The 26,579-nt window shown below is 35.2% G+C and carries 30 protein-coding genes; 14 read left to right on the top strand and 16 right to left on the bottom strand.

Features of this window, described 5'->3' with window-relative positions; genetic code table 11:
• Window positions 1-166 precede the first annotated feature (166 nt).
• Entirely contained in the window at window positions 167-601 is a 435-nt protein-coding gene (locus tag N0B16_RS02830; RefSeq protein ID WP_262989207.1) for a hypothetical protein, read from the top strand.
• 48 nt (window positions 602-649) lie between these two features.
• Here N0B16_RS02830 and N0B16_RS02825 read toward each other — a convergent pair whose 3' ends face one another.
• Window positions 650-1,927, bottom strand: a complete 1,278-nt coding sequence (locus N0B16_RS02825; RefSeq protein ID WP_262989205.1) for a replication-associated recombination protein A — start codon at window positions 1,925-1,927, stop codon at window positions 650-652.
• A 118-nt stretch (window positions 1,928-2,045) separates the two neighbouring features.
• Here N0B16_RS02825 and yidD point away from each other — a divergent pair, with 118 nt between their 5' ends.
• Entirely contained in the window at window positions 2,046-2,288 is a 243-nt protein-coding gene (gene yidD / locus N0B16_RS02820; protein WP_262989204.1) for a membrane protein insertion efficiency factor YidD, read from the top strand.
• Between the two features lie 431 nt (window positions 2,289-2,719).
• Window positions 2,720-3,583: a prolipoprotein diacylglyceryl transferase gene (gene lgt / locus N0B16_RS02815; protein WP_438265265.1), complete on the top strand. Its 864-nt coding sequence runs from the start codon at window positions 2,720-2,722 to the stop codon at window positions 3,581-3,583.
• Between the two features lie 20 nt (window positions 3,584-3,603).
• On the opposite strand, the gene N0B16_RS02810 is transcribed toward lgt, so the two are convergent.
• Window positions 3,604-5,127, bottom strand: coding sequence for an NAD(P)H-hydrate dehydratase (locus tag N0B16_RS02810; protein WP_262989202.1), 1,524 nt, complete (start codon window positions 5,125-5,127; stop codon window positions 3,604-3,606).
• 124 nt (window positions 5,128-5,251) lie between these two features.
• Here N0B16_RS02810 and mscL point away from each other — a divergent pair, with 124 nt between their 5' ends.
• Window positions 5,252-5,629: a large conductance mechanosensitive channel protein MscL gene (mscL, locus tag N0B16_RS02805; RefSeq protein WP_262989201.1), complete on the top strand. Its 378-nt coding sequence runs from the start codon at window positions 5,252-5,254 to the stop codon at window positions 5,627-5,629.
• 52 nt (window positions 5,630-5,681) lie between these two features.
• Here the strand turns inward: mscL and N0B16_RS02800 are convergent, their stop codons facing one another.
• Both N0B16_RS02800 and N0B16_RS02795 read right to left on the bottom strand, forming a co-directional pair.
• Entirely contained in the window at window positions 5,682-6,641 is a 960-nt protein-coding gene (locus N0B16_RS02800; protein WP_262989200.1) for a D-2-hydroxyacid dehydrogenase, read from the bottom strand.
• Between the two features lie 20 nt (window positions 6,642-6,661).
• Window positions 6,662-7,063, bottom strand: coding sequence for an LNS2 domain-containing protein (locus tag N0B16_RS02795; RefSeq protein WP_262989974.1), 402 nt, complete (start codon window positions 7,061-7,063; stop codon window positions 6,662-6,664).
• Between the two features lie 237 nt (window positions 7,064-7,300).
• Between N0B16_RS02795 and idi the strand changes: the two genes are divergently transcribed.
• The 3 genes from idi to gcvT are packed head-to-tail and all read left to right on the top strand — an operon-like array spanning window position 7,301 to window position 9,377.
• Complete coding sequence (gene idi, locus N0B16_RS02790; protein WP_262989199.1) at window positions 7,301-7,810, top strand: isopentenyl-diphosphate Delta-isomerase; 510 nt, start codon at window positions 7,301-7,303, stop codon at window positions 7,808-7,810.
• A 4-nt stretch (window positions 7,811-7,814) separates the two neighbouring features.
• Entirely contained in the window at window positions 7,815-8,294 is a 480-nt protein-coding gene (locus N0B16_RS02785; RefSeq protein ID WP_262989198.1) for a hypothetical protein, read from the top strand.
• 6 nt (window positions 8,295-8,300) lie between these two features.
• Entirely contained in the window at window positions 8,301-9,377 is a 1,077-nt protein-coding gene (gene gcvT / locus N0B16_RS02780) for a glycine cleavage system aminomethyltransferase GcvT (protein WP_262989197.1), read from the top strand.
• A gap of 60 nt (window positions 9,378-9,437) precedes the next feature.
• Here the strand turns inward: gcvT and N0B16_RS02775 are convergent, their stop codons facing one another.
• Entirely contained in the window at window positions 9,438-9,791 is a 354-nt protein-coding gene (locus N0B16_RS02775) for an arsenate reductase family protein (protein ID WP_262989196.1), read from the bottom strand.
• Between the two features lie 138 nt (window positions 9,792-9,929).
• On the opposite strand from N0B16_RS02775, the gene N0B16_RS02770 reads away from it, so the two are divergent.
• The gene (locus N0B16_RS02770) at window positions 9,930-10,397 is read left to right on the top strand and encodes an acyl-CoA thioesterase (protein WP_262989195.1); all 468 of its coding nucleotides are present in this window, start codon (window positions 9,930-9,932) and stop codon (window positions 10,395-10,397) included.
• A gap of 52 nt (window positions 10,398-10,449) precedes the next feature.
• Here N0B16_RS02770 and N0B16_RS02765 read toward each other — a convergent pair whose 3' ends face one another.
• The 7 genes from N0B16_RS02765 to N0B16_RS02735 all read right to left on the bottom strand — a co-directional run bounded on the left by N0B16_RS02765 (window position 10,450) and on the right by N0B16_RS02735 (window position 15,386).
• Window positions 10,450-10,635 (bottom strand): hypothetical protein, encoded by a 186-nt coding sequence (locus N0B16_RS02765; RefSeq protein WP_262989194.1) that lies wholly within the window; start codon window positions 10,633-10,635, stop codon window positions 10,450-10,452.
• Between the two features lie 160 nt (window positions 10,636-10,795).
• On the bottom strand, window positions 10,796-12,364 hold the full coding sequence (rny, locus tag N0B16_RS02760; RefSeq protein WP_262989193.1) for a ribonuclease Y: 1,569 nt from the start codon (window positions 12,362-12,364) through the stop codon (window positions 10,796-10,798).
• Between the two features lie 215 nt (window positions 12,365-12,579).
• Complete coding sequence (locus tag N0B16_RS02755) at window positions 12,580-12,867, bottom strand: cell division protein ZapA (RefSeq protein WP_262989192.1); 288 nt, start codon at window positions 12,865-12,867, stop codon at window positions 12,580-12,582.
• Window positions 12,867-13,169, bottom strand: coding sequence for a hypothetical protein (locus N0B16_RS02750; protein ID WP_262989191.1), 303 nt, complete (start codon window positions 13,167-13,169; stop codon window positions 12,867-12,869). Before N0B16_RS02750 ends, N0B16_RS02755 begins: the two co-directional genes overlap by 1 nt.
• 136 nt (window positions 13,170-13,305) lie before the next feature.
• Window positions 13,306-14,088 carry a type IX secretion/gliding motility protein PorT/SprT gene (porT, locus tag N0B16_RS02745; protein WP_262989190.1) on the bottom strand — a complete coding sequence of 261 codons (783 nt, stop codon included), beginning with the start codon at window positions 14,086-14,088 and terminating at the stop codon, window positions 13,306-13,308.
• Window positions 14,089-14,091: 3 nt separating this feature from the next.
• Window positions 14,092-14,820: a bifunctional demethylmenaquinone methyltransferase/2-methoxy-6-polyprenyl-1,4-benzoquinol methylase UbiE gene (gene ubiE, locus N0B16_RS02740; RefSeq protein WP_303647414.1), complete on the bottom strand. Its 729-nt coding sequence runs from the start codon at window positions 14,818-14,820 to the stop codon at window positions 14,092-14,094.
• Entirely contained in the window at window positions 14,817-15,386 is a 570-nt protein-coding gene (locus N0B16_RS02735; protein ID WP_262989189.1) for a hypothetical protein, read from the bottom strand. The genes ubiE and N0B16_RS02735 overlap by 4 nt, the downstream gene beginning before the upstream one ends.
• Before the next feature lie 97 nt (window positions 15,387-15,483).
• Here N0B16_RS02735 and N0B16_RS02730 point away from each other — a divergent pair, with 97 nt between their 5' ends.
• Together N0B16_RS02730 and N0B16_RS02725 are read left to right on the top strand one after the other, a co-directional pair.
• A complete protein-coding gene (locus N0B16_RS02730; protein ID WP_262989188.1) occupies window positions 15,484-16,551 on the top strand; it encodes a 3-oxoacyl-ACP synthase III family protein in 1,068 nt (355 codons plus the stop codon).
• A gap of 68 nt (window positions 16,552-16,619) precedes the next feature.
• A complete protein-coding gene (locus N0B16_RS02725; protein ID WP_262989187.1) occupies window positions 16,620-17,825 on the top strand; it encodes a metallophosphoesterase in 1,206 nt (401 codons plus the stop codon).
• A gap of 55 nt (window positions 17,826-17,880) precedes the next feature.
• Here N0B16_RS02725 and N0B16_RS02720 read toward each other — a convergent pair whose 3' ends face one another.
• Both N0B16_RS02720 and N0B16_RS02715 read right to left on the bottom strand, forming a co-directional pair.
• Window positions 17,881-18,633: a polysaccharide deacetylase family protein gene (locus N0B16_RS02720; RefSeq protein ID WP_262989186.1), complete on the bottom strand. Its 753-nt coding sequence runs from the start codon at window positions 18,631-18,633 to the stop codon at window positions 17,881-17,883.
• 76 nt (window positions 18,634-18,709) lie between these two features.
• The gene (locus N0B16_RS02715; protein WP_262989184.1) at window positions 18,710-19,681 is read right to left on the bottom strand and encodes an NAD-dependent epimerase/dehydratase family protein; all 972 of its coding nucleotides are present in this window, start codon (window positions 19,679-19,681) and stop codon (window positions 18,710-18,712) included.
• Between the two features lie 85 nt (window positions 19,682-19,766).
• Between N0B16_RS02715 and N0B16_RS02710 the strand changes: the two genes are divergently transcribed.
• The 4 genes from N0B16_RS02710 to N0B16_RS02695 all read left to right on the top strand — a co-directional run bounded on the left by N0B16_RS02710 (window position 19,767) and on the right by N0B16_RS02695 (window position 24,671).
• A complete protein-coding gene (locus N0B16_RS02710; protein ID WP_262989183.1) occupies window positions 19,767-20,879 on the top strand; it encodes a DUF262 domain-containing protein in 1,113 nt (370 codons plus the stop codon).
• Window positions 20,876-21,508, top strand: coding sequence for an MAE_28990/MAE_18760 family HEPN-like nuclease (locus tag N0B16_RS02705; protein ID WP_262989182.1), 633 nt, complete (start codon window positions 20,876-20,878; stop codon window positions 21,506-21,508). Before N0B16_RS02710 ends, N0B16_RS02705 begins: the two co-directional genes overlap by 4 nt.
• Window positions 21,505-23,190 carry a gamma-glutamyltransferase gene (gene ggt, locus N0B16_RS02700; protein ID WP_262989181.1) on the top strand — a complete coding sequence of 562 codons (1,686 nt, stop codon included), beginning with the start codon at window positions 21,505-21,507 and terminating at the stop codon, window positions 23,188-23,190. The genes N0B16_RS02705 and ggt overlap by 4 nt, the downstream gene beginning before the upstream one ends.
• Before the next feature lie 200 nt (window positions 23,191-23,390).
• A complete protein-coding gene (locus N0B16_RS02695; RefSeq protein WP_262989180.1) occupies window positions 23,391-24,671 on the top strand; it encodes a dicarboxylate/amino acid:cation symporter in 1,281 nt (426 codons plus the stop codon).
• Between the two features lie 106 nt (window positions 24,672-24,777).
• On the opposite strand, the gene N0B16_RS02690 is transcribed toward N0B16_RS02695, so the two are convergent.
• On the bottom strand, window positions 24,778-25,668 hold the full coding sequence (locus N0B16_RS02690) for a diacylglycerol/lipid kinase family protein (RefSeq protein WP_438265261.1): 891 nt from the start codon (window positions 25,666-25,668) through the stop codon (window positions 24,778-24,780).
• A 42-nt stretch (window positions 25,669-25,710) separates the two neighbouring features.
• Window positions 25,711-26,532 carry a DUF3298 and DUF4163 domain-containing protein gene (locus N0B16_RS02685; RefSeq protein WP_262989179.1) on the bottom strand — a complete coding sequence of 274 codons (822 nt, stop codon included), beginning with the start codon at window positions 26,530-26,532 and terminating at the stop codon, window positions 25,711-25,713.
• Window positions 26,533-26,579 lie beyond the last annotated feature (47 nt).

Here is a 26,579-nt window from a genome sequence, read left to right as displayed (position 1 = left end):
TTAATATGAAAATTAATTGTATACGGAATATTTGCAGCTTGAAATTTTATTTGCATTGACAACATCACATTAATATTCGTGATTATATAACTTTATTTAAATTTTCATTGGACTTTTATAAAAAATAAGTATATTTATCCAGTTTTTAACACTTATATTTTTGATTATGAAAAAAATTCTATACTCTTTATTCATCTTCGCATCTGCAGTATTGTTTGCTCAGAAAAATCCTAATGTGAAGTTTGCTGTTTCCGGTGATGCTGTAGGAACTGTAGCGATGTTTGACGCTAAAAAAGAATTTATCCAGAGTGTAAATGTTTTTAAAACTTCTGCAAATCTGCCTCAAAATTTAAAAAAATTCGGATATCTTTCAGAAAACGGCCTTGCTGAAGTAAAGTTTAAGAAAAACTTCGGTCCTTTAGATACCATGAAAATCAGCCAGCTTAATGAGCAGTACGGTTTGCCGAAAGATAATACGGTATTTATTGAAGGATATGAGTTTTCTCCTGAAGCTAAAATTTACTCAGATATGCTTGTAAAGCAGGAAGTAAAAGACTATAACGGCAAAAAGACGCTTTTTGTCACAACTACTCAAAACTAATAATACACTATAAAAAGCGGATGCTGAAGTAAGGTATCCGCTTATTTTTTAATATTTATGGTTCCATTTTTTCTTTAGCTCTTCGTAAATCTTTTTTTCTGTAGCATTATTTCCGGGCTCATACAGTTTAACATCCTTTATTTCTTCCGGTAAAAAATCCTGATTTACAAAGTTCCCCTCAAAGGAATGGGCATATTTGTAGTCTTTTCCATAATCCAGATCTTTCATCAGTTTTGTAGGAGCGTTTCTCAAATGTAGCGGAACAGGTAAATTTCCTGTTTTTTTTACAAAAGCCAGTGCTTCATTAATCGCAGCGTATGCAGAATTGCTTTTAGGAGAAACGGCAAGATAAATTGCAGTCTCACTCAGCAAAATCCTTGCTTCCGGATTACCGATCACATTAATGGCCTGAAAACAGCTGTTTGCGATTACCAAAGCATTGGGATTTGCTAAACCGATGTCTTCAGAAGCTAAAATAAGCATTCTCCTTGCGATAAATTTAATATCTTCACCTCCCGCAATCATTCGTGCAAGCCAGTAAACTGCTCCATTCGGATCGCTGCCGCGCATTGATTTGATAAACGCCGAAATAATATCATAATGCTGTTCGCCATTTTTATCATACAACGCCATCGTTTCCTGAAGAACCGACATTACATCTTCGTCAGAAATTTCTTTTTGGGCCGAATTTTTAAACTGTCCCAAAACCAATTCTACAGAATTGATCAGCTTTCGCCCGTCTCCCCCTGAATACTGGATGAAAGCTTGTTTTTCTTTGATTGCAAAATCAGTTTTTTCATCGTTATTAAACCTTTTCAGAGCAATATCAATCAGCTCTTCAAGCTTTTCATAGCTTAAAGCTTTTAAAATATAGACCTGGCTTCGCGAAAGCAAAGCGGAAACAACTTCAAAACTGGGGTTTTCTGTGGTAGCACCGATCAAAACTATCCAGCCTTTTTCTACGGCGTGAAGAAGAGAATCCTGTTGAGATTTATTGAACCGGTGAATTTCATCAATAAATAAGATCGGTGATTTCCCTGAAAACAGATTTTGTTTTTTGGCATCTTCTATGACATCCCGCACATCTTTTACTCCGGAAGAAACCGCAGAAAGTTTAAAAAATTTCCTACCCGACTGCTCCGAAATAATTTCTGCCAAAGTTGTTTTACCCGTTCCCGGCGGTCCCCAGAGAATTAATGAATTGAGAGAATCGTTCTCCAGCATTTTCCGTATGGTACCTTTTTTTCCCGTAAGATGTTCCTGTCCTAAAACTTCATCCAGCGTTTTGGGCCTCAGTCTTTCTGCCAATGGAATATTATTGCTCAAAATTTCTGCTTTTCTATAGATGGATTATTTTTCAGTGAAACAATTTTGGTGATTGCTTCCTGAAACTTATAACAAATTTAAACTAATTTTCAATTTTTTACCCTATTTTTGCACTGTTTTGAGTATCACATTCAATAAAATCATTACTTTTCCTTTGGTAATTTTCATTAAATTTTACCAATGGTTTATCTCGCCTTTACTCCCTAAAAATTGCCGTTATCAACCCACCTGTTCTCATTACATGGTACAATCGCTTCAGACGCACGGCATTTTTAAAGGGTTCTGGCTGGGAATGAAAAGGATCTTAAAATGTCATCCTTGGGGCGGAAGCGGATACGATCCTGTACCGCCAAAGAAATAATATTAAAAGAACGAATTAAAAAAATAAAAATGAATCCTATTTTATTCAGAATTTACTTTGTCATATTTGCCTTTACAGCACAGTGTTTTTTTGGCCAGAATTATTCCGGCGGAACTTCAGACGGGATTTTAAAGGTCAATGCCGCAAATGTTCCGGTGAAAATTTTCACGACTACTGAAAATCAGGACCTCAGTGCGTTCGCAGATCGAAAAGACAACAAGAATGTATTGGTTATTTTGAATAAATCAAACCTGGAGCATGATTCTTATACGTTTAACGCTGCTGTTCTCAATAGGTTTAAAGGTGAAAAATACCAGTTTTTAGATAAAGATTACAACCTTATTAATAATGATATCTCAGAGCAGAATATTGAAAGCTTTAAATATATCGTAAAAACAGAAAAGCCGATTGCGGAATCTGATAAAATAGATCTGGAAACCAAATATAAAATCTGGGACCCTTCTACGGGAATTCATTTAGGACCCATTACCCTGCATTTTTACAGCTTAATGTTTATCTGCGCTTTTGGTTTGGGATATATCCTGATGACAAGAATGTTTACGATCGACCATGTAAACCAGAAATACGTGGAGCCTTTATTTACCTGGACACTGATCGGAACAATTTTAGGAGCAAGATTGGGGCACGTTATCTTTTATCAGCCGGAATTATTCAAAGAAGATTTCTGGAGTGTTTTTTTACCGATAAGCACCAAAAACGGATTAAAATTTACAGGATTTTCAGGTTTGGCAAGTCATGGTGCTACCATCGCACTGATTCTGACCACTCTTTATTACTCTTTTAAAATAATCAAGAAAAACCCGTTCTGGGTATATGACAGATTAGGGATTGTAGTTTCTATTGGCGGCGCCTTTGTAAGAATAGGTAACTTTTTTAATTCAGAAATCATCGGGAAACCGGTAGATGAAAACTCTCCGTTTGCTTTGCTTTTCCCTCAACAGAGCAGTGAATACGGGATCACAGTACCCCGTTATCCGACGCAGCTTTTTGAAGCTTTCGGATATGTCTGTCTTTTTGTTTTGCTTTGGGTTTTATATCGAAAAACAGATAAAAAATATCAGCAGGGATGGTTATTCGGATTATTTTTCATTATTCTCTGGGCAGTAAGATTTTTCGTGGAGTTTTTAAAAGAACCGCAAGGTGACGAATTTATCCAGTTTGCAGGATTAAATACCGGGCAAATCCTTTCAATACCTTTTATGATCGCAGGATTAGTGATTATGATCTATTCCAAAAACAATAAAATTGCACCGGAAGCAGACAAAACTTTTTAATTGAGTTTAAAATATAATACCTAAAGCCACAACCGAGTTGTGGCTTTTTTATTAAGGTCAAGAAAAACATTTCCGATCTCATCAATTACCTGTGTAGGAAGCATAGATTCTTTAGAGAATTTTTCCGCGGCAAAATCTGCAGCCTTGCCATGAACGTAAATTCCCAGAAGACACGTGTTTTCTTCAGAATAACCTTGTGCTAAAAGAGAGGTAAGAATTCCGGTTAATATATCTCCGCTTCCGCCTTTTGCCAATCCGGAATTTCCTGTGATGTTATAAAACACTTTTCCTTCCGGGGTTACGACCTGAGTATGATGGTCTTTTAAAACAATATAAATGGAGTATTCCTTAGCTTTTTCCCGCGCAAGTTCCAATCTTTTGTATGAATCTTCAGTGGTCCCGAAAAGCCTTTCAAATTCTTTCGGATGAGGAGTGATGATTGATCTTTCAGGAATGAGTTTTAAATTATTCTGATTTTTGGAAATGATATTTAAGGCATCTGCATCCAAAATGAGAGGTTCAGAATAATTTTTTAGAAATTGTAAAAATGCCATTTCAGTTTCGGGATCAGTATTCAAACCGGGACCGATTCCGTAGGCTGTATTTTCCTGAAATTCAATATTGTTGATATTTTTATTTCCCCCTTCGATAAACATTGCTTCTGGACAGCTGGTTTGCAGAATTTCGTATCCGCAAGCCGGCGCAAGCACAAAAGTAAGTCCGGAACCTGTTTTGAGAGCAGATTTTGTTGCCAAAACTGCGGCTCCTATTTTTCCGTAGCTTCCGGCAGCGATTATTGTTTTTCCATACGTTCCCTTATGGGTAAAATTTTCTCTGGGTATAAAAATCTGATCGATCATGTCATCATCAATCACAAAATTATCAGTGTACACTTGACTACTATATTTTTGGCTTAAACCGATATCCAAAATAATAACCTTTCCTGTGAATTTCCCTGTTTCGGGATGTAGGAAGCTTTTTTTCCAAAATTGAAAACTCAGTGTATAATCTGCCTTAAATATGATAAGTTCTTTGTCTGAAATTGAATCGGAAAACAATCCTGAAGGTAGATCTACAGCAATTTTAATATTTTTAAGTGCATTAAGGTTTTCTATTACCTTCTTATAGATACCTTCGGGTTTTCTTGATAATCCTGTCCCAAAAATGGCATCAATAATAATTGTCTGATCCTCAAAAGAGTCATCAGAAATATCATTGAAATCTTTAATGCTAATTCCTGAAATTTCTTTTACTTTTTTAAAATTTATAAGCGCGTCTGAAGAAAAATTTTCGTTTTCCTGATTGATAAAAACATCTACATCAAAACCTTTAAGATACAGCATTCTGGCTATCGCAAAGCCATCACCACCGTTATTTCCATTCCCACAGAAGATGGCAAACGCAGTTTGATTTTTACAGTAGGGAACAATCTGGTCTGTAAAAGCCAATGCAGCCCTTTCCATGAGCTGTATAGAAGAAACGGGTTCGTTTTTTATTGTAAATTCATCCGCTGAGCGAATTTGATCTGCTGTTAAAATTTTCATTGAAAAGCTTTCTTTAAATGTAATGATAATTGTTAAAATGATGGTATATCAAATAAAAAAACTTAAAAATAATAAGATGTAAATATTAAAATGATAATTTTGTGTAAACATTAAAAAAAAATTTATGGGACTTGTAAAAGAATTCAGAGACTTTGCCTTTAAGGGCAATGTCATAGACTTGGCGGTTGGGGTTATTATCGGTGCCGCTTTTAGCGCCATTATAAAATCTTTTGTTGACGATATCGTCACACCCTTACTCTTGAATCCTGCGCTGGAAAAAGCGCACGTTAAAAACATTGCAGAACTTTCGTGTAACGGAGTAAAATACGGTAATTTTATATCCTCTGTGATTAGCTTTTTTATTGTGGCATTTGTATTATTTTTAATGATTAAAGCATTCAACAAGAAAGAAGAAACTGCTGTGGTACCTTCAGGTCCCACAGAAGATCAAAAATTATTAATGGAGATCAGAGACGCTTTAAAAAGTAAAAACAACTTATAAAAATAAATCCCGCCACATGTATGTGGCGGGATTTATTTTTAAATATCCAATCTTAATGAATCTGTAAAATACTTGAAATCTGTTCTGCAAGTGAAAGACCAATTCTGTCCTGCGCTTCCAGAGTAGATGCTCCGGTGTGCGGAGTCAGCGAAATTTTAGGGTGATTCAGTATTTCTTTTGAAGGAGTAGGCTCGTTGATGAATACATCTAATCCTGCAAACCTCACTTTTCCTGAATCTAAAGCATTTATTAAAGCCTCTTCATCAATTACTCCGCCTCGTGAACAGTTTACAATGGCAACACCGTCTTTCATGATTTCCAGTTCATTTTTTCCGATCATATAGCCGTCTTTTTGCGCCGGAACATGAAGCGTAATAAAATCCGAATGCTTTAAAACCTGCGGCAAAGGTTCTGTTTCTATATCTACGTTGATGAACTGATTGTTATAGAATTTTACCTTAATGCTTGCTTTTCCTACATTATTGTCGGCGGCAACCACTCTCATTCCTAGTCCGAGAGCAATTCTTGCAACTTCCTGCCCTATTCTACCCATTCCAACAATTCCGATGGTTTTTCCTCTTAGTTCGATTCCTGCTGCATACGATTTTTTTAAACCTGAAAAATCGGTATCTCCTTTTACAGGCATTTTTCTGTTTGATTCCTGTAAAAACCTTGCTCCCGAAAACAAATGGGCAAAAACCAGTTCGGCAACAGATTCTGAAGAAGCCGAAGGTGTATTGATGACGTGAATTCCTTTTTCTCTGGCATATTCTACATCAATATTATCCATTCCCACTCCACCTCTTCCGATGATCTCGATAGACGGGCATTGATCAATAATATCTTTTCTGACCTGAGTCGCGCTTCTTACCAGTAAAGTGCGGATTTTATGCTCATTAATATATTCTGCCAAAAATTCCTGGGGTACTTTCGCGGTAATAACCTCAAAACCTTTTGCCGTTAATGCATCAATCCCGGACTGATCCAAACCATCGTTTGCTAAAACTTTCATATATATAATTATTAGATGTATTAGTCTTTAAAAACTTCAATAGTGACCTGCTTTTCGATCAGATCGGTAAATTTACCTTTATACCGTGTCGCTTTTACCAGATGATTATCAATCCAGTGGTAATTTCCGCCTCTTGGTTTTCCGCACAGTACACTGTGGTATTTAAATCCGTGCTTATCCAGCCAATCTATAGTAATCTGCTTAAGATTTTCTGTTCTTGAAGTAAAAAAACAAATCAAATGGCCGTCATCATACCATCTGTTAATGGTTTCCAGCGCATCAGGATAAGGTTCGCACGTTACCATTCTTTCGGGTTCTTCATTTGGAACATCGTCTGTGATCGTTCCATCGATATCAATCAGATAATTTTTAACCCCGTCTTTCAGGATCGGACTGATATGTTCAATGTATTCTAATTCCATCATTATTTTTTAAATCGCAAAGTTACAATTAATAGGCAGAACACTTTTATTAAACTTAGTTTAAGTTAATATTTTATCAGAAAAATTATATTTCAACGAATAACATAAGAAACTTGAACATATATATTACATGATTGATTGAAAATTTTCTATATTAAAAACATAAAAACCTTTTAATTACAAAAAAAGGCAGGCAAATATTTTACGAAATGATGATTTAGGCTTAAATTTGCATCAATGGAAGAATATGTTGTTTTAGTAAATTCTGAAGATGAAATTATAGGTTTGATGGAAAAACAGCAGGCTCATATCAATGGTTTGCTTCACCGCGCATTTTCTGTATTCTTATTTAATGATAACGGCGAAATGCTCTTACAGAAAAGGGCTAAAAAAAAATATCATTCTCCCAACCAATGGACCAATGCGGTATGTTCTCACCCAAGAGAAAATGAAACATATATTGAAGGTGCCCAAAGAAGGCTGAAGGAAGAATTGGGCATAGAAACTAAGCTTTCAGAAAAATTTAATTTTATTTATAAAGCAGATGTCGGAAACGGGCTTTGGGAACATGAGCTTGACCATGTTTTTACCGGTATTTATAATTTAGATTTTAATCTTAATCCGGATGAAGTGGAAGAAGTAAGATACGTTTCCATTGCAGACCTTGATCAGGAAATCGCCCAAAATCCGGAAAATTTCACAGAATGGTTTAAAATCATTTTGGAAGAATACAAACACCATTTTTAACCTCATGATGAAAAAAGTTCTCGTTCTATTTTTAATGTTCTCAGGAATATATGCTTTCACCCAGAAACTGGAAACTAAGCTTTATGACAGTGAAAATTATTCCATCACCTTTCCCGATACCTGGATATCTGCTAATGACAATGGCATTGTCAATATTTTCCCGACCAACCAGATCGGAGCCATTACCATTTCGGAATACGAAGATCTTGATCTTCCGAAAACAGAAACAAAGAAATTTATCCTTGCACTTTATAAATCGGAAGATGACGAAAAAAAAATAAAGACTTCCGGAAGTAAAAAAGGGTATACAGAATACGATTACGAATATTTTGATGAGCATGATAAAACATTCTGGAATACAAAAGTTTTTCAGAAAAATAAAAAACTCTACCTTATTACCATCAGTTGCCAACAAAAATACTGGAACGGAAATTATATGAAGCTCTTTAGTGAAGCTTTTGAAAGTTTTAAAATAAAGAAATAAAATAATATGAAAAAAACAGCCTTGTACGATAAGCACGTTTCTTTGGGAGCGAAAATAGTACCTTTTGCAGGTTTTGATATGCCTGTGCAATATTCCGGAGTAACGGAGGAACACTTTGCCGTGAGAGAAAAAGCGGGATTATTTGATGTTTCTCATATGGGACAGTTTTTCATCGAAGGTGAAGGTTCTAAAGATCTTCTGCAATACGTTACCACCAACAATGTAGATGCGCTTGAGAACGGAAAAGCTCAATACTCTTGTCTTCCCAACGAAAACGGGGGAATTGTAGATGACCTTATCGTGTACAAGATGGATGATAATAAATATTTTGTCGTGGTAAACGCTTCGAATATTGATAAAGATTGGGATCATATCTCAAAATACAATACGTTTGGCGCAAAAATGACCAATGCTTCAGATGAAATGTCTCTTTTGGCCATTCAGGGCCCGAAAGCAACTGAAATCCTACAGAAATTAACAGAAACAAACCTGTCTGAAATTCCTTACTATCATTTTACTGTAGGAACAGTTTCCGGAGTAAATAATGTAATTATTTCAAATACAGGATATACCGGAAGCGGCGGTTTTGAAATTTATTTCAGAAATAATGATGCCGAAAAGCTTTGGGACGAAATTTTAAAGGCAGGAGAAAGTGAAGGAATGATCCCTTGCGGACTGGCTTCCAGAGATACTTTAAGACTTGAAAAAGGATTCTGCCTATACGGGATGGATATTGATGACACCACTTCTCCGATTGAAGCCGGATTAGGCTGGATTACGAAATTTGATAAAGATTTTCTTTCTAAAGATATTTTTGCCAGACAGAAAGAAGAAGGAATTACCAGAAAATTAGTTGGTTTTGAATTGCAGGACAAAGGTGTTCCGAGACATGACTACCCTGTTGTAGACGCTGAAGGAAATGTAATCGGAAAAGTGACGTCCGGAACACAGTCTCCAATGAAAAAAATCGGTTTGGGAATCGCTTATGTAGATAAGCCTCACTTCAAACTGGGCTCAGAAATTTTCATTCAGGTAAGAAACAAAAATATTCCTGCACAGGTTGTAAAAATGCCGTTTGTATAGCTAGATTTTAAATCATAAAAAAACCGTAGAAGTTCTACGGTTTTTTTTATTTGTGAAATTTTAATTTCCGTTAAAATATGCTCTCAGGCTTTCAATATTCTTTTTATCATTGCCTATAAAAATTTCTTTATCGGTAAGGAAAACAGGGCGTCTTAAAAAAGTGTAATGATCCAGTAACAATTCTTTAAAATCATCTTCTCCCATCGTTTTCAAATCAAGTTCTCTTAATTTTATCTGGGTAGATTTTTTACTGAACAAATCCTCATACGAATTGGTAATTTTATACATTGCCTCTACTTCTTCTAAGGTAATAGGCTCTTTTTTTATTTCGCGAAGCTCCCAGCTTTTCAGATCAAATTTTGCTAATATTTTCCTGCAGGTATCACAACTATTAAGATAAAATACTTTTTTCATCTATATTATAAATTTTATTATTTTTAAAGTTTAAGTTCAAAATTGAACATTTTGACAATATAAGCATTTTATAATCAAAAAGAAGGATTTTATCAGACTTTTTAGATTTTATTAGATATCTTTAGCAAAATTTAAAAAATGGATAACAAACCTGTTACTTTTCAATTTATTTCTGAGCCTTCAGACGTTAACTACGGCGGAAATGTACATGGAGGTAGTGTGATGAAATGGATTGATCAGGCAGGATATGCCTGCGCAACCACATGGAGCGGAAATTATTCTGTTACCGTTTACGTAGGTGGAATACGTTTTTATGAACCCATTAAAATCGGTGAGATTGTGAAAGTGGAAGCTCAGGTAATTTATACGGGTTCTTCAAGCATGCACATATCAATCAATGTATTCTCAAGAAACCTAAAACAGCCTACTTTTGATAAAAAAACACACTGCATTATTGTTTTTGTAGGCGTAGATGAAAATGGTAAAAAACTTCCCGTCCCAAAGTGGATTCCGGAAACGGACGAAGAGATACAGCAGGAAAAATATGCAAAACGATTGATGGATCTGAGAACGCAGATTGAAGATGAAATGAAACCTTTTTTGTAAGAAAATTTGATACAAATAAAAGCCTTCCATTTGGAAGGCTTTTATTTGTTGATTAGCAAGTTATTACCTGCGGACATCCTATGTACTGGCTGCAATATTTAGGGCCTGTAACAGCTCCTGTACAACTGCATCCGCATAATGATAAATCCGGAGTTCCAATTTTTCCAGCGCCTCCTGTAATATTTTTCAAATCGGCACTTTTCAATTTTTTAGCGTTTTTTAAAATTTCATGTAACATAATAATTTGATTTGGTTGTATTTCAAATTTAACAATAAATAGCATTTACGACAGCATTTTTTTTAAAATCTTACAGCAAATATTATTAAACTAATCATGCCTTCATAAAAAAACCTCTCAAATTTCTTTGAAAGGCTGCTTCTTTACTTTTTTTGAGAAGTTATCTTGCGATATTCACCGCTCTCGTTTCCCGGATTACCGTTACTTTAACCTGTCCAGGATACGTTAATTCATTCTGAATCTTTTCTGAAATATCATAAGAAAGCTGAGAAGCAATCTCATCATTTACTCTTCCACTTTCTACCATCACTCTCAGTTCTCTTCCTGCCTGAATAGCATATGCACTGGAAACACCTTCAAAGCTTAACGCTGCTGATTCCAAATCTTTCAGCCTTTGAATATATGATTCCAATACCTGTCTTCTTGCTCCCGGTCTCGCTCCTGAGATTGCATCGGCAACCTGAATGATCGGTGATAGTAATGAGGTCATTTCCACTTCGTCATGGTGAGCCCCGATCGCATTGATTACTTCAGGATTTTCACCATATTTTTCTGCCCACTGCATTCCCAATAAAGCGTGCGGAAGTTCAGATTCCTGCTCAGGCACCTTTCCGATATCATGTAAAAGACCGGCTCTTTTGGCTAGTTTTACATTCAAGCCTAATTCAGCGGCCATGGTTGCAGCGATATTTGCAACTTCTCTTGAATGCTGTAATAAATTCTGTCCGTAAGAAGAACGGTATTTCATTCTACCGATGATCTTCACCAATTCCGGATGCAAACCGTGAATTCCAAGGTCAATGATTGTTCTTTTACCTACTTCAATGATTTCTTCTTCAATCATCTTTCTGGTTTTCTCAACTACCTCTTCAATTCTTGCCGGGTGAATTCTTCCGTCTGTTACCAATCTGTGCAGTGATAATCTTGCGATCTCTCTTCTTACCGGGTCAAAACATGATAAGAGAATTGCTTCCGGAGTATCGTCAACGATGATTTCAACACCTGTAATTGCTTCTAAAGCACGGATATTTCTACCTTCTCTACCGATAATTCTTCCTTTTACTTCATCAGATTCTATATTAAATACTGAAACTGAATTTTCAATGGCCTGTTCTGTACCGATTCTCTGAATGGTCTGAATTACGATTTTTCTGGCCTCGCTTTTCGCATTAAGCTGAGCCTCTTCCATAATGCTCTGAACATGCGCCTGTGCTCTTGTTTTCGCTTCTGCTTTCATGGTTTCTACCAATTCGGCTTTTGCTTCTTCTGCGGTATAATTAGAAATCTTCTCGAGCATTTCTACTTTTTTAGCCGTTGCAGAGTCTAATTCCTGCTGTTTTTTTTCTAAAACTTCATTTTTCTTGGCATAATCGGCAATCTGCTTGTCAAGATCTTTTTCTAATTTGCCCGCTTTGCTAAGCTCGTCATTCAGCTTATTTTCTTTGTCTTTTGTTCTTTTTTCAGCTTCCTGCATTTTCTTTTCACGAATCTGAATATCGGCATCATGCTGGGATTTTAGTTCAAGAAATTTTTCCTTAGCCTGAAGGTTTTTTTCTTTTTTTATGGATTCAGCTTGTACATTAGCTTTTTCTATAAGGTTTTCTGCATTTTTTTTGGCATCATCGATGATAAATTTAGCTTTTGTATTGAGTGAGCTTTTAGAAAATACCATTCCTAAAACCGCACCTATTATCAAGCAAATAACGCCTACTATAATGGCTGTTGTCATATATATTGAGTTTTAATTGTCTATTTTAAAATAATAAAGCCTACAATAATCCAGTGATATAGAGTAAACTCCTAATCAACACGATTTGAACTGATTTCCACTGTCTGTAATCCGGAGAACCGGCACGCCATTCGATGGACATTTGTTCGGTAATTGTTTAGCGTTGAGTTTACCTTTAATGTGTTAGAATTACTGTAGGCAGATTGTTCAGGAAATTATTTCCCGATTTCATCCAGAGTCTGATTGATTTTCGTCAATCGTTCATTGGTTGAATGTATATTTTTTTCGTAGTTCAGAGCAACTACTTCGGCATTGGTTCCCAGCTTAAGGGCACACATTGCTAAAGCATCCTGTTTGTCTCTTACGTCGAAATTCTGTTCAAAATCTTTAATCATGTTCTCGATCTGCTTCCCCACTTTACGCAAAGTTTCTTCTTCTGCTGCGGGTACATTCAGCGGGTATACTCTTCCTGCAATGTTGATGGTTATTCTTCTTACCTCCATTATAATCCGCTGTTTTGAAGCTGAGCAATACAAAAGTCTACTTCTTTTACCAATCTGTTGATATGGTTTTTCATGAGTCTGTTGTGTTCAGGGTTTCCTGATATTGCTGAGTACAATTTTATATTTTTCTGTTCTTCTGCTAATACCTGATTTTTTTTTCTCTCTTCATCGTATTTCATCTGCAGCTCACTATGTTCCTTACTCAATTCTGAAAAACTTTCAGAAAGACTTTGATAGCTTTTATGCAGATTCAAAATCTTTTTTTCCAGTTCTGAAAAATTGTTTTCTAATTTTTGAAGCATTTCAGGTATGTGAATATTCTAACTAAGCAAAAATATGAAAATATTAAGACTAACAAAAATAAAAGCCCCTATTTTTTGAGGCAAAACAAAAAAGGAGATGCCAAGCAACTCCTTTGTATATTAATTTTGTATGAATCTATTCAAATTTCAGAATAAACATAATTGCTCTTGTCTGTAACGTAGATACCGCTGCAGTCCAATATGGAGGTGTAGTAGGATTATCGGCAACGATTTCGTTATTCATAAAGAATGTACCTCTTACTGCAGGGGTCAGTTTGAATTTATTGAAATAAAACTGGATTCCCATCTCTGCAGACCAGGCAAAATTATGCGTTGTAGATCTGAAAACCTGCTGCTGGTTATCATCTTCCGAATCAGAATTAGACTGTAAATTAACAATATAGTTTACTCCTCCCGCAATATAAGGTCGTGAGTTATACCATCTGTCACCATGAAATTCTAAAAGCACCGGGATATCTACCAAAGTAGATTTAATGTCTCTCACACGGTCTTTTTCAGCTAATGCAATAGGAAAAAAAGGAGGATTTGTTAAGCTTCCGTTTTGGTAAATATCATTGGCCTGCGTATTGAAGGTTACTTGTCTCTGAGCAAACTGTAAACCCGGTTCTAATCTCAGATCCAGATAATCACTAAGTCTCCATTTTCCGATAAGACCGGCTCCGAAGCTGTAACTCGGCTTAGAAGTAACAAGATTTTGATTGTCTCTCGCTCCATATCTCGGATTGAGCACGATACGGTAATCTAAGCTGTTTCCGTTCAGATAAAACCCCCAACTGAAAGCCTGTTGATCGAAATCTTCCAGATTATCCATCCTGTTTCGGGTTCTGAATTGAGCATCTGCAAAAACTGCAATATTAACTGAGACTAAAACCAGTACTTTTAATAAAAATTTATTCATAGGTTACTTTGTTGCTTTATAAATTGTGGCTATACCTAAACTTAGCTTTCTGTATTCAACTTTTTTAAATCCTGTATCCAAAAGAATCTGCTTCATCTTTTCACCAAACGGGAATGCATTCACAGAATCCGGAAGATAGCTGTATGCTCTGTCATCTTTTGAAACCAGTCTTCCGATTGCAGGCAATATATTTCTAAAATAAAACATATAAAAAGGTGCTAAAAAGCCTTCAACTTTTGAAAACTCAAGGATGTAAACACTCTTATTATCTTTCACTACTCTTCTTAATTCTGCAAGGCCTTTACTCAGGTTTTCAAAATTCCGCACTCCAAAGGCGACGGAAACAGCATCAAACCTATTGTCCTCAAAAGGTAAATTTTCCGCATCCCCTTTTTGCATGGAAATTTTGCCGTCTAAATTAAGTTTTTTTATTTTAATAACGCCAACATTTAACATTTGTTGCGATAAATCCAAACCTACTACTTTTGCCTGTGTCCCTTTTTCTACAGCAATAGCCAGATCTCCGGTTCCTGTAGCGACATCCAGAACTTCTTTCGGAGCATCTTCTTTCATCATATTCACCATCTTATTTCTCCACAAAACATCAATTTTCATAGATAAAGCATGGTTCAGCAAATCGTATTTCGGAGCTATATTGTCAAACATATCCTCCACCTGGCTCTTTTTGCTTGAGTCAGAGTTGTATGGTGTTACTTTGTTGATATCTGTCAAAACTTGTAATATTCTTTATAATAATTAAGATAATCTTGCTTTCTGAAAATTTTGGAACGGGATTCTACTTTATCAATATTCTTGATCAGCTTATCATAATCTTCGTCTACATTGTAGTAAAAATCTTCTGTATAAAGCTTGTTGAAATGTTTTGCCCCGCCAAAATACGGCTTACCGTCTATCATGGTTTTATCCAGTGTCAAAAGTAATGAATCTTTTTTAAGATTGTACCCATAATATTGACGATTGATATAATAATCCTGGTGAGCAATATTCAGCAGTCCGCGGAGCTTCTTTACCTCAAAAGCAGAATCATACAATAATTTTTTATTCTTATCAAAAACCTTGATGGAATTTTTACCCTGATTGACGTCTACATGTACAAACTGTCCTGCAGTAATAATTCCCTCAGAAGCATTGTTGATTTTATAATAATAGGTATTTGGAGTAGGATTATCTACAACATAATAATTTTTCTTGGCCAAAAAGAAGAAGTACACTCCGAAGGCAATCACAAAAAATGCAACAGCTATTAGTAGACCTTTTAAAGAAGGATTGTTTTTCATAGATTGTAAAGCACAAGTTTTGCAAATTTAATAATATTTTTAATTCTTTCTTATTAATATTAATTATTAACTTTGCCTCTTTAAAATTATTTAACGAATGCCGAATACAATCATTATTGGTTCTGGATCTTATATTCCCAACAGAATTATTGGTAGAGATCATTTTAAGGATTCTGAGTTCTATACAGATGAAGGCGAAAAGATAGAAAAACCTACTGAAGAAATCATTTCAAAGTTTGTAGAAATTACTGAAATTGAAGAACGCAGGTATATTGAAGAAGATTTTTCTAATTCCCTTATGGGTTACGAAGCTTCCAAAATTGCCATCGCAGATGCAGATATAGATCAGGAAAATCTGGATTATATTATCTATGCAAGTAATTTTGGTGAAGTAAGCACCGATGGATTGGTGAACTTTATGCCGACTATGGCAGCAAGAGTGAAAAAGCATTTAGGAATTAAAAACAGAAAATGCATCACCTATGATATGATTTTCGGCTGTCCTGGCTGGGTAGAAGCTATGATTTTAGCCAATAACCTGATCAAAGCAGGTGTTGCCAAAACCATTTTAGTGGTTGGAAGTGAGGCATTAAGCCGTGTAACAGATCCTTATGACAGAAATAAAATGATTTTTGCAGACGGAGCCGGAGCAGTCGTTGTACAAGCGACTGACGAAGAAAATGTAGGAATTATTGCTCATAATACCATTTGTGACAACGGCCCTGAACTGGAATATCTCGTAAGTGGTTGCTCACTCAATAAGCAGGCTGAACCGAAAAAGTTTTACATCCGGATGTTGGGCAGAAAAATTTATGAATATGCCCTCAAAAATGTGCCTGTTGCCATTAAAGAAACTATTGATGATGCAGGGCTTTCTATTGAAGATATTGACAAAATACTGATTCATCAGGCAAATGCCAAAATGGATTACGCCATGATCGAAAGACTGCATAAACTGTATAATATCAAAGAATATGATCATGCGATCTCACCGATGACGATACAGATGTTCGGAAATTCTTCTGTAGCAACCATTCCTACCATGTTTGATTTAATTATTAAAGGAAAAATGGAGGGTCATTCGTTTAAAGATAAAGGCAATGTGGTGATGACTTCCGTAGGAGCGGGAATGAACATCAATGCCATCGTTTATAGATTTCCTTAAAAGATATTTAATTTAAAAAATAGTAAGAGCACAGGGAATTTTTCTTTGTGCTTTTTTAAAACTCAATTATGCAAAAAAACTTTTTAATTATTGCTGCAATCTTTCTCTTCCTGGAAGTATATATTTATCAGGCAATAAGAACATTAACTGATAATACGTGGATAAAAATAGGATATTGGGTCTTATCTCTCGGTATTTACGGAATTTTTGCCTACGAAATCACCCATTTTCAAAAATCTGACCGAAGTACGATGAGAATACAGGTTATGATCTCCTTATTTTTGGTGTTTATTCTGCCTAAAGTATTCATTGTACTGTTTTTATTAATTGATGATATTTTCAGAACCGGCGGCTATTTGATCGGCTTAACAAAACCAACAGAAAATTTTTTCCCGGAAAGAAGAAAATTCCTGAGTTTAATAGGGTTAGGTTTTGGCGGTGTACTTTCCCTTTTATTCATTGATGGGATTACTTTTGGGAAATACAGACATACAGTAAGAAAAGTAAAGGTAAAAATTGCCAATCTTTCAAATAGTTTCAAAGGATATAAGATTATCCAGATTTCTGATGTTCATAGCGGAAGTTTTTCAGACCCTGATAAATTACAGCACGCGATTGATCTTATAAACGAGCAAAATCCTGATTTAGTGCTGTTTACCGGAGATATGGTGAATAATGTCTCAGAAGAATTCAAACCCTTTATTCCTCTATTTTCTAAAATTAAAGCGAAAGACGGAAAATTTGCCGTGCTTGGAAATCATGATTACGGAGATTATATAACGTGGGAATCTCCTGCCGCAAAGAAAAAAAACCTAGAAACCCTGATTGATTATGAAAAACAGGCGGGTTTTGATATGTTAAGAAACGAACACAGGATTATTGAAAAAAACGGTGAAAAATTATATATTTTAGGCGTTGAAAACTGGGGCTTAAAACCCTTTCCTCAATTTGGTGATCTGAACAAGGCCTTACAAAATGTACCAAGTGAAGCGGCCAAGATTCTTATGAGCCATGATCCCACTCATTTCGATTCTATTGTAAAAAAACATCCCGGAAATGTGCATTTAACACTTTCAGGACATACTCACGGAATGCAGTTTGGGTTAGACCTTAAAAATATCAAATGGTCACCGGTGCAATATAAATACCCGAAATGGGCAGATTTATACGAAAGCGAGGGAAAATTGTTATACGTAAACCGTGGTTTCGGAGTCTTAGGCTACCCCGGAAGAGTAGGCGTTTTACCGGAAATTACACTTTTTGAATTGGCATAGCGCAAATTACAGAGATATAAAAGGTTTTATGATCATTCATAAAACCTTTTTTTATTTAAAACAGATAATCTTTCATTCTGGAAGTTGCCATTTCTTTCTCATTCATCCAGGAAAGAAATTCTTCCAGCTTGTCTTCCATCTTTTTTCCTGAATTATATCTTCTGTACAAGGGAACCTTAAACTGATGTTTTTTAATGTCGGTAAATTGCCATGCATCAAGATAAATCAAAACAAATTCATCATTTTTCAGTGTTTCAAAAACCATATTCTGATAATATTTCATTGGCAAAGCCTGAAAAACAAAATCATTATACGGCAGCTGGCTGTACGGTGAAATACTTTCAGGGACAATGCTTATCCCGTTTTCCTCAACAATTTCGCATACTCTTTTCAGGCGTTTTAAAGGAAATAAAATTTCGGCATGATCAATATTTGAAATATAATTGAAACCCAGCATTTTTAATGCATTAACATTCAATCGTACATCTTTCTGACGAATCCCTTTGATTGATTTGTGAAGCAAGTATTCGGTATTTTTTTTAGCTTCATCAACCTGATGCAAGTCTGAATTTTTATTGTAAAAAGCAATTTCGTGCCCTTGAGCAGAAATTGCTTTTATGATATTATGAAGTTTTTCTATGATCGAAATCTCGATAAAAAAAGTTGCTTTCGTCTCATGAATATCCAAAATTCTGAGAATTGATTTTGTGTTGGACTCTGTAATCCTTACTCTTTCTTCATCAGACAAGTGAACACCGGATTGAGTACTGGCTTCAATAATCATAATGTTGAAAGTTAATAATATCATATCAATTAAAATTTATATAAAGTACATAAGACATTGTAAATCAAATGTTAAAATCATTTTTACTTAAACATAAACTTTAAATACCAGATTTTCTTAATTTAATTTTTAAATTTTTAATCATATCTGTAGACATTTCAGAAATCCCAAAATCATAAGAAAGATTCCAGTCTTTTTTAGCAACAGAATCATCAATTGAGGAAGGCCAGGAATCAGCAATCTGCTGTCTGAAATCCGGTTGGTAATTAATCTCAAATTCCGGAATCTCTTTTTTAATTTCTTCCGCCAGCTGTTTTGGGGTAAAAGACATTCCGCCCAAATTATAAGAAGAACGAACGGTCAAACTTTCCTTAGGAGCTTCCATCAATTTTAATGTTGCATTAATGGCATCATCCATATACAACATCGGCATTGCGGTGTCTTCAGCAATGAAACTGGTGTACTTTCCCTGTTCTACTGCTTCATAAAATATCTCAACTGCGTAATCTGTAGTTCCTCCTCCTGCAGGTGTTTTCCATGATATCAATCCCGGATATCTTATGCTTCTTACATCAACTCCATATTTATCAAAATAATATTCGCACCATTTCTCACCTGCCATTTTAGAGATTCCGTATACGGTAGTAGGATTTAATACTACATCCTGCCCAACATCATTTTTTGGAATTCCTTTCCCGAAAACAGCAATTGAACTCGGCCAGAAAATCTTTTTAAGCAAACCTTCTTTCGCCATTTCACAAAAATGAATAAGAGGTTCAAGATTTAATTTCCATGCAAAAAGAGGCTGTTTTTCAGATGTTCCGGATAAAAGCGACGCCAAATGATATACTGTGGTAATGTCATAATCTTTAATAACCTGTCTTACCAATTGAGTATTGGTAACATCCATTCTTTCATAATATCCTGCTGAAGTAAGATCTTTCTGCCATCTGTCAAGTCCTGAAGCGACTACATTTTCCGCACCGTGTATTTCGACAAGTCTGTTGGTAAGCTCAGTTCCGATCTGCCCTAAAGCTCCTGTGATCAGTATTTTTTCCGTAAAGGATTCCATTTTTATGTAATTAATAGATTATACGCAAAAGTAAATATTTTACAATTGAAAATAAAACTTAAATTTGTATTAAACAAATATAATTATGCCTCTACAAGAAGAAATAGATGTTAAAGCAAAAGAAATACATACTGAAAACTTAAGTATGTCTATTGGTGAAATAATTAGCATGTATAATGATGGAGATTTAGATATCCATCCTGAATTTCAAAGATTTTATAGATGGAGCGCAACTCAAAAGTCAAAGCTCATTGAATCAATATTGCTTAATATACCTATACCATCTATATTCGTAGCTCAAAGGCCAGATGGAATCTGGGATGTTGTTGATGGATTACAAAGACTATCAACTATTTTTGAATTTATAGGAATCTTAAAAAATGATAAAAATATACTATTGCCAGCATTGACTCTAGTTGAAACTCAATTATTACCATCTTTGAAAGACAAACAATGGGAAAATATTGGTGAAATACAGAATATAGAAGAAATGTTTTTTACCGAGGCTCAGCAAAGATATTTTAAAAGAAGTCGATTAAATTTTGTTATAATTCAAAAAGAAAGTGATTCAACAAGTAAATATGAGTTATTTCAGAGATTAAATACTGGAGGTAGTTCATTAACACCACAAGAAGTTAGGAATTGTCTTTTAATTATGAATAATGAAAAATACTTTGGCAGATTGAAAGAACTAGCCGAATTTCCTTCATTTTTAGAAACAGTAAATTTATCCGAAAAAAATTTAGATGAACAATATGAGAAAGAGCTTGTCTCAAGATTTTTAGTAATAAAGAATGCAAGCCAAAACGAATTTAGTTCTATAAGTGAGTTAAGTACATATTTAGATAATAAACTTGTTGAATTCTTTGAAAATAATGATAATAATTGGGAGGATATTAAAGATAACTTTGAAAGAACCTTTAATTTAATTAATGAACAAATTGGTGAAAATGCCTTTAAAAGATATAGTATTCAAAAACAAGTTTTTAATGGGAGCTTTATTGTTTCTGCTTATGAAATGATAGCAATAAATATTGCAAAAAATATAGAATACTGGGAACAAAATAGAAATCAAGTTAAAACCAAAATTATTGAATGTTGGGAGAAAATCGATAATGAAAGTATAAGTTGGAGAGGATATAATGCAGCTGGAAGATTACCTAAGACGATATCTGTTGGAGAAGAAATATTTTTATGAAAGTTCGAACATTAAATGAGTTACAAGATAAATTAGATAATGATATTCAATGGAGAAAAAAAGAACTCACAGATTATAAACTTGTATTAGAAAAAAATAAAGAATCTACAGCAGTAATACCCTTGATAAGAGGGGGAATTACATTATCATATGCTCATTGGGAAGGATTTATAAAAAATTCCTCTAGCTTTTACATATCCTATATATCCACATTAAACTTGCCATTAGATAAAGTAAAACTAAATTTTGTTGCACTAAAATTTAAAAAAAAATTAAATTTAAGTAATGGAATTATAGAATCAATGAATCTAATTGAAGAAATACAAAATATTGAAAAATTATTTTGTAAAATTTTTGACAAGGATATAATCGACACAAAATCAAATCTTAAATTTAAAATCTTAAATGAAATAATAGTTGGTTTAGGATTTGAGATTGAACATTTTGAAAGAAATGAAAATTTTATAGATAAAAAATTAGTAGAACCTCGTAACGATATTGCACATGGTACTTACAGAGACGTAAATTATGATGATTACAAAATCGTATTTGAGAATGTTATTCCACTTATGGAATACTATAAAACTTTAATTGAAAACTCTGCTTCTCTTAAGTCTTATTTAAAATGAAAAAAATAGTATTCATTATTATTTTAGGTACCTCCCTACTTCATGCCCAATACACCGATTTTAATATTATAAAAGAAGTAAAAGTAAAAAACAAGGGAGTTATCGTTTCTGCACATCCTCTCGCCAGTGAAGCCGGAGCTCAGATCCTCAAAATGGGCGGCAATGCTTATGACGCAATTGTTGCCACACAATATGCATTGGCTGTCGTTTATCCTCAAGCCGGAAATATCGGCGGCGGCGGATTTTTAGTCGGGGTAAAACATGACGGTGAAAAGTTTGCCATTGACTATCGCGAAACAGCTCCAAAAGCTGCTTCCAGAGACATGTATCTTGATCAAAAAGGCAATGCCAATACCGATCTTTCCCAAAACGGTCGATTGGCAGTAGGAATTCCCGGAAGTGTAGCCGGGTTTTTTGCAACCTTGAAATACTGCAGACTTCCTATGGAAAAACTTATACAGCCCGCCATTGATTTAGCGGAAAAAGGATTTGCCATCACTTCACAGGAAGCTGGATTATTGAACGCAAGCAAAACATATTTCCAGAAACAAAATCCGGCATCATTTATTTTCGTTAAAAATACTCCATGGAAAGAAGGCGATATTTTAATTCAAAAACAGCTTGCCGAAACATTAAAATTGATTCAAAAATATGGGACAAAAGGGTTTTATGAAGGAAAAACTGCCCAACTTCTTGTAAATGAATTAAAAAAAGGCAAAGGAATCATTACTCTGGAAGATCTTAAAAATTATAAGGTTGCTGAAAGAAAGGCCCTTGAATTTGATTATAAAGGCAATCAGGTAGTTTCTATGCCGCTTCCATCAAGCGGAGGAATTCTTCTGGCTCAGATGCTGAAAATGTCGGGCTTTGAAAACCTGCAGAATTATCAGCAAAATTCTACAAAAGCTGTACAGATCATGATTGAGGCAGAACGGCGTGCTTTTGCCGACAGAGCAGAATATATGGGCGACCCTGATTTTATTGAGGACAGGACAGAATATTTAACATCTGATCAGTATTTGAAAAAAAGATGGGAGAATTTCAGCTTCGAACATGCCACTCTAAGCTCTGAGGTAGGAAAAATCATTCCACAACCTAAAGAATCTACACAAACTACTCATATTTCAGTGATTGATAAAGACGGAAATGCTGCCGCCGTTACCACTACCTTAAACGGTTTATACGGAAGTAAGGTATTTGTTTCCGGAGCAGGCTTTTTCTTAAATAACGAAATGGATGACTTTTCCGTAAAACCCGGTGTCCCGAATATGTTTGGAGCAGTTGGTGGAGAAGCCAATGCTATTCAGCCCAACAAAAGAATGCTTTCATCAATGACTCCCACTATTGTACTCAAAAACGGAAAACCTTTTATGGTTGTCGGAACTCCGGGAGGAACCACCATTCCTACTTCGGTGTATCAATCGATTGTGAATGTCATCGATTTTAAACTTAATCCCAATCTTTCTGTCAATTCTCCAAAATTTCATCACCAATGGCTTCCGGAGGTAGTTGCATTTGAAAAAAACTTCCCTGAAAACACCATTAAAGAGCTTGAAAAATTAGGATACAAACCAGAAAGATGGGACCAATTGGGAAGGACAGAAATGATATGTATTGATGAATCCGGAAATATACATGCGGTTGCAGATGGCCGCGGCGATGATTCTGTAGCAGTAGAATAAGGTATAAAAAAAATGTTTAGATAAATCAGCTATATATTATAAATACATTGCAATCGTATTGAACAAAATCAGGTATCTCAAATTGATATATTTAAGGTGATTTGGTTTCGGCGGGGCTTCCAGCCCCGCCGAAACCAATATTTTTTAGCTCTGTAAAAACTTTTTTCTTACATTTCGCTGAATAATCAAAAAAAATAATCTTGAAAACAAAAAAAATATATCAGCAACTGTACTTTCAGGTCATTATTGCCATACTTGCAGGAATACTGTTAGGCAAATTTTACCCCGAAACAGGTGAAAAAATGAAACCTTTAGGAGACGGTTTTATCAAACTGGTAAAAATGATCATTGCACCGGTCATTTTCATTACCCTTACTCTGGGAATTGCTCATATGACCGATCTTAAAAAAGTAGGGAGAATTGCCGTAAAAGCGATGGTTTATTTTTTTGCCTTTTCTACGTTAGCGCTTATTATTGGGCTGATCGTTGGAAATGTTTTACAGCCGGGATCAGGGCTGAATATTAATCCGGCAAGTCTTTCCGGAGATATTTCTCAATATCAAGGTCAGGCACACGCAACGACACTTACCGGTTTTATTATGAATATTATCCCTGAAACCCTGTTGAGTCCGTTGGTGGGTGACAATATCCTTCAGGTGCTTTTGGTTGCCATATTAATGGGAGTTTCTTTGGTTTTAATGAAAGAAAAAAGTGGGAAAGTGACCGTTTTTCTACAGGATCTTGCTACGCCCATTTTTAAAATGGTGCATTTGCTGATGAAGCTGGCCCCGATCGGAGCTTTCGGAGCCATGGCATTTACGATTGGAAAATATGGTTTAAGTTCTGTTCTAAATTTAATTTTTCTGGTAGGAACATTTTATATTACTTCCATTCTTTTCGTAGTTTTGGTTTTAGGAGCTGTTGCATGGTACAATGGTTTTAATATTTTTAAACTGATCAATTACCTTAAAGAAGAACTGCTGTTGGTTTTAGGGACCAGCTCTTCAGAGTCTGCCCTTCCGGGAATCATGGAAAAGCTAGAAAAAGCCGGCTGTTCAAAAGCAATTGTCGGCCTCGTTGTCCCGACGGGATATTCTTTTAATCTTGACGGAACCAATATTTACATGACACTCGCTTCGCTATTCATTGCTCAGGCTTTAAATATTGATCTATCGCTGGAAGAACAGCTCATCCTTCTTCTGGTAGCAATGCTCAGTTCAAAAGGTGCGGCCGGAGTTACCGGTGCCGGATTTGTGACATTGGCGGCAACTTTAGCAGTCGTTCCTGAAATCCCAATTGCGGGTATGACACTGATTTTAGGCATTGATAAATTTATGAGTGAATGCCGTGCTCTAACCAATGTCATCGGAAATTCTGTAGCGACCGTCGTTGTGGCCAACTGGGAAAAGCAGCTGGATAAACAACAGTTACAATATTGTCTGGATCATCCGGATGAAATTGAAAAAAAACTGGAAGTTTAATCTCGTAAATGTTTGTAATAACACCCCTATTTAGCCCCGATTGCAGTGGAAATCCTTTTTTGAAAAAAAAAGATTGTAACGGAAAGCGGGAAATAGCTCCTAAAAATTATACCAGAATATGTAAGCTTGAAGGCTGTACTTTTACGTGTATCGGTGATTTTATTTTGTTGAATTCGCCATCTAAATGCCAGTTTTTAGTATTGACTTTAAATTCAATCTCTGAAACAGGAAGATAAGTAATATAATCATCGCCCTTCAGTTTTTTGGTAAACATTCTGAATGCAAAAAGCGGTGAATAGGTGATGGGAAACTTTTTTACCAGTACCATATCGACCAAACCGTCACTTTTACTCGCCATGGGCGCAATGTAAGCGTTATTCCCAAACTGTCTCGTATTGGCTATGTTGATCATAAGGTATTTCCCGTTGTATTTTTGGTACTGTTCGTCTGAAAATTTAAGTTTTATAGGTTTGTAAGTGAAAAATGTCTTTAATGAAACTTTTATGTAATTTTTAAAACCGCGGCTGGTTTTTTCGAATTCTTTGACCACTTTTCCGTCAAAACCGGTTCCTGAAACATTAATGGAAAGTTTGCCGTTGACCGTGAAAGTATCAATCTTTCTGGATTTTCGTACTTTTAATTTATCTAATAATTCGGCCAGATTTTTACTGAACTGGGTTTCGTTTGAAAACCCGTTCCCGGACCCTGCCGGAAAAATGGCCAGTATTTTATCGGTATGAATCAGGTTTCTGGCCACTGTAGAAATGGTTCCGTCGCCTCCTATGGCCACAAAAACATCGATCTGATTAAAATACGCTGCAATAAACTCGTCTGTTCCTTCAATAGATTCTGAAATGTAGTATAACGGATTTTCTACTTTCTTTCTCAATTCATTAAGAAAAGGCAGATAATTTCTTTTTGCCGAAAAAGGATTGATGATAAAAGCGACTTTTTCCATTATCACAAAAGTAAAAAATGCTTCCTGATTTGAAAGCATTAAATTATATTAATTTTAAGCAGATTATCAATTGTATAAAAACTACTGAAAGTTTTTCATCCGTTCTCTGAACTGCGGCGTAAGTGTCGTTTTGAGATCTTCCCATGAAACAGGGATCACAAGATCGCCTGCGGCGAACGCGGCAATTTCGTATGGACTGTAATGAAAATATAGATTTTTGTCATCAAAATAAAAATTCTCTGTTGCCGGAATAACATCTACCAGAAGCATGTCAGAGTTTTTTACCGACCCCTGCGAATCTGTAGTGCCGCTCGGAAGTATGTCGATATTTCTTTTTAATAAAGCTTCCAATCTCGCTTCTGGCATTGTGGTAATATCTTTTAAAGCCAGTTTCTTTTTATTTTTAAGATCAAAGACCCTTTCTGAAAAACCATAATTATCATGAGCACCGCCTTCATACGAACTGAATATATATTGGATTTGAAGAAAATCGTTGGTATTGGATTTTACATTCATCGAAGAATTTGAATTCCACGTTTGTTTTCGGTTAATATCTGAAAGCCATTCTTTACTGCTGTCTTTTACAGAATTGAAATATGTATTTTTTTCTTTTTCAAGACTGCTCTGCAAACCTTGCTTTGAAAAGTCTGTGAAATCTTTATTTTGGAAATATATGCTGTCTAACAAAACTTTATCTTTAATATCTGGAAACACAAGCAGTTTTGAAGTGTACTGTACCGAAAGAAAATCGTTGATGCGTACAGAATCATTAATTTCTATGGAATCTATTCTGAATTGTTCAGGCTTTACATATTCACTTTTTGTTTGAAAAGCTTGAGGCTCGGTTTTTTTGCAGGCTAAAAATGCAAAAAAGAAGAATAATATAAAAATGGTCTTATTCATAGCTTTGATTTTAGGTAGCAATGCAAAAACCATTCAAAAGATGAATG

This window comes from Chryseobacterium gilvum, from assembly GCF_025628965.1.
GTDB lineage: Bacteria > Bacteroidota > Bacteroidia > Flavobacteriales > Weeksellaceae > Chryseobacterium > Chryseobacterium gilvum.
Note: the sequence above shows the minus strand (reverse complement) of the source record. Positions and strands in the feature narration are given on the sequence as shown.